The 3,632-nt window shown below is 64.6% G+C and carries 3 protein-coding genes and 1 pseudogene; all 4 read right to left on the reverse strand.

From position 1 onward, the window contains the following. On the reverse strand, window positions 1-1,107 hold a 1,107-nt coding region (locus AC5RWT_RS35640; RefSeq protein ID WP_494084344.1), incomplete at its 3' end, for a PHP domain-containing protein. 46 nt (window positions 1,108-1,153) lie between these two features. Continuing rightward, window positions 1,154-2,089, reverse strand: a complete 936-nt coding sequence (locus AC5RWT_RS35645; RefSeq protein ID WP_494084343.1) for an RluA family pseudouridine synthase — start codon at window positions 2,087-2,089, stop codon at window positions 1,154-1,156. Between the two features lie 178 nt (window positions 2,090-2,267). Beyond that, window positions 2,268-2,819: pseudogene (gene lspA, locus AC5RWT_RS35650) on the reverse strand (signal peptidase II); the annotation flags it as partial. A 132-nt stretch (window positions 2,820-2,951) separates the two neighbouring features. After that, window positions 2,952-3,617, reverse strand: a complete 666-nt coding sequence (locus AC5RWT_RS35655) for a DivIVA domain-containing protein (RefSeq protein ID WP_493967349.1) — start codon at window positions 3,615-3,617, stop codon at window positions 2,952-2,954. Window positions 3,618-3,632 lie beyond the last annotated feature (15 nt).

The following is a 3,632-nucleotide window of genomic DNA, read 5'->3' on the forward strand; positions in this document are numbered from 1 at the left end:
GTCCTTGGACCAGTTGATGAAGTCGGCGACCACCAGGAAGTAGCCGGGGAAGCCCATCTGGAGGATGATGCCGATCTCGTATTCGGCCTGCTTGCGGACGTCATCGGGGATGCCGGTCGGGAACCGGTAGTGCAGCCCCTTCTCGACTTCCTTAACGAACCAGGATTCCTCGTTCTCCCCCTCCGGCACCGGGAAGCGCGGCATGTAGGAAGCCTTGGTGTTGAACTCCACGTTGCAGCGCTCGGCAATCAGCAAGGTGTTGTCGCAGGCTTCCGGAACATCGCGGAAAATAGCGCGCATTTCCGCAGGAGACTTCAGGTAGAACTCGTCCGCATCGAACTTGAAGCGCTTCGGGTCTGCCAGGGTCGAACCGGACTGCACGCACAGCAGCGCCGCGTGCGATTTGGCGTCTTCGGCGTGGGTGTAGTGAAGGTCGTTGGTAGCCACGAACGGCAGCCCAAGTTCGCGGGCCAGTTTCCGCAGGTCGGTCTGGACGTTGCGCTCGATGTCCAGGCCGTGGTCCATCAGCTCGCAGAAGAAGTTTTCCTTGCCGAAGATGTCCCGAAAATCGGAGGCAGCCTGCTTGGCTTCGTTGTAGAGTCCCAGCCGCAGCTTGGTCTGGACTTCGCCGGACGGGCAGCCGGTAGTGGCGATCAGTCCCTTGCCGTAGGTCTGGAGCAGATCGCGGTCCATCCGGGGCTTGTAGAGGTAGCCTTCCAGCGAGGCCAGCGACGAGGCGCGGAACAGGTTGTGCATGCCTTCGGTGGTCTCGGCCCACATGGTCATGTGCGTGTAGGCACCGGCACCGGAGACGTCGTTGCGTCCGCCGTCGCCCCACCGCACACGCGTCTTGTCCGCCCGTGCGGTGCCCGGGGTCAGGTACGCCTCGACGCCGACGATCGGTTTGATCCCGGCGTTGCGGGCCTTGTTCCAGAAATCGAAAGCACCGAAGACGAACCCATGGTCCGTCGTCGCCACGGCGTTCATGCCCAACTCGTCAGCGTGGGTGAACAGGTCCGTCAGCCGAGCAGCACCGTCGAGCATCGAGTACTCGGTGTGGTTGTGGAGATGGACAAAGGAATCGTTGCCGGTCTTGGATGAAGTCACTGCTGCCACCGTTTCATTCTAGGCCTCGGAGCCAGCCGGACCCGGGCTACACGCGGTGTTCGGCCAGTGCCTGCAGCGCGTAAGCCAGGTCCTGCGGGTACTCGCTTTCGTATTCAACCCACTCCCCGGTGCCGGGGTGGTGGAAGCCAAGTTTCTTGGCGTGCAGCCACTGCCGGGTCAGCCCCAGCGCCGCGGCAAGTTTGGGGTCCGCGCCGTAGGTCAGGTCGCCGGCACAAGGGTGCCGAAGCGCGGAAAAGTGGACGCGGATCTGGTGGGTCCGGCCGGTCTCCAGATGCACTTCGACCAGCGAGGCTTTGCCGAAGGCCTCGAGCACTTCATAGTGAGTGATCGAATGGCGGCCGTCTTCCACCACAGCGAACCGCCAGTCGTAACCAGGATGGCGGCCGATCGGTGCGTCGATGGTCCCTTCCAGCGGATCCGGCAGCCCCTGCACCAGCGCATGGTAAACCTTGTCCACGGTGCGTTCCTTGAAGGCGCGCTTAAGCAAGGTGTAGCCGTGTTCTGTCTTGGCTACCACCATCACGCCGGAGGTCCCCACGTCGAGGCGGTGGACAATACCGGCGCGCTCCGCGGCTCCCGACGTCGAGATCCGGTAGCCCCTGGCGGCCAGGGCACCGACGACGGTCGGCCCCACCCAACCGGGCGACGGGTGGGCCGCCACGCCCACCGGTTTGTCGATGACGACGAAATCGTCCTCGTCTCGCAGAATCTTCAAATCCTCAACCTCTTCCACCACGACGGCGAGTGGATCCCGCTGCTCCGGTACTGCTATGCGCAGGCTCCCCTGCTGCGGCAGCTTCTCCGACTTGGCGATGACACGTCCATTGAGTTGGACGCGGCCGTCCCCACAGAGTGCTGCCGCGGCTGAGCGGGAGATCCCGAGCAGTGCGGCAATGGCGGTGTCCGCCCGTTCACCTGCCGTGTGGTTGTCCAGCTCGACGGCCCTGACTTCTTCAGGCACCGTTCTCCCCTGCGGGCTTGCCGCCGGGGGCCCGTTTACCGTTGTCGGCGGGATTGCCGTTTCCGGCAGGGCTGGTGTCGCCGGCAGGTTTGCCCTCTGGGGACGGCGTGCCACCACCGGCCGGGCTGACCTCGCCGGCCGGCGTGGCGCTGCCCCCGACGGAACTACCGCCCTTGGCCGTGTGCCGTGTCCCGTCAACGCCAATGCCCATGAACGTCAGCACGCACCACAGGATGACGGCTCCCACCACGGCGGAGTCGGCAATGTTGAAGATCGCGAAGTTCGGAAAGGCAATGAAGTCCACCACATGGCCGACGCCGAACGCCGGCTCCCGGAACAACCGGTCTGTCAGGTTGCCCAGCGCACCGCCGAGCAGAAAGCCGAGCGCCACGGACCACCACAAGGAGCGAACCTTGCGCGCATAGACCAGGATCGCGACGGAAACCGCCGTCATGACGATGGTGAATATCCAGGTGTGGTCCTGGCCGATGGAGAACGCGGCGCCGGAGTTGCGAATGAAATGCCAGTGCAGCAGCGGCGGCAGCACCGGAGTGATCTGCCCCTCGGTCATGGTGGACACAACCCACCACTTGGTCAGTTGGTCAAAGGCGTAGGCGAAAGCCGCGCAGCCCGCGAGCAGCAGGATGAACCGGCCGCTGCCCTTGCGCTGACCGGGTTCGGCCGCTGGCCCGTCGTCGGATCGATCGGCTGCCGGTGAAGTTTCTGACATGTCTCTCTCGTCGTCAATGCCCGTTGGAGGGACCGGAGCACGGTACCCAAAGGCAATGGCCGGCAGCAGGATAATCCCGGCGCCGGCCATTGCGGACCCTGTGGGACAGGGTTGTGTCAGTTTCTTCCGGGCTTACGCGCCGGCACTGTCCTTGACCTCGGGGGCCGCGAAGGAGCCCCGGGCTTCCAGATCGCGCAGCTGACCCTCGATGTAGGCCTTCAGACGGGCACGGTAGTCGCGCTCGAAACCGCGCAGCTGCTCCAGCTTGCGCTCCAGCACGGCCTTCTGCTGCTCCAGGTTCCCCAGGGTCTTGCGGCTCTTCTCTTCGGCGTCATTGACCAGGCTGCTGGCTTCCAGTTGTGCCTCGGCAATGATCTTGTCACGCTGCTCCACGCCGGCGGTGACGTACTCGTCGTGGAGTTTCTGCGCCATGGCCAGCACGCCTGCGGCCGACTCGGCGGCAGCGGTGTGGCCGGCGGCCGGGGCCGGGGCGGCCGCAGGAGCCGGTTTCGGCTCTTCCTTCGGCTTGGGCTCAGCCTTGGGCTCTTCCTTGACCGGTTCGCTGACCTGTTCGGTCTTCGGGGCAGCCGAGACCGGAGCCGGCACGGAGGCCTCCGGAGCCTGGCCCGACGTGGCTTCAGCCAGCTTCTTGCGAAGTTCGTCGTTCTCCTGGTTCAGCCGGCGGAGTTCAACGACGATCTCATCTAGAAAGTCGTCGACCTCGTCCTGGTCATAGCCTTCGCGGAACTTCGTCGGCTGGAACCGCTTGTTGACAACGTCTTCTGGCGTCAAAGCCATCTGGTCACCTCATAC

Source organism: Arthrobacter sp. Dra40 (assembly GCF_059091905.1).

Coding starts and splice junctions, on each gene's coding strand:
- AC5RWT_RS35655 (WP_493967349.1), bottom strand. CDS start 3,617: ATGGCTTTGACGCCAGAAGACGTTGTCAACAAGCGGTTCCAGCCGACG.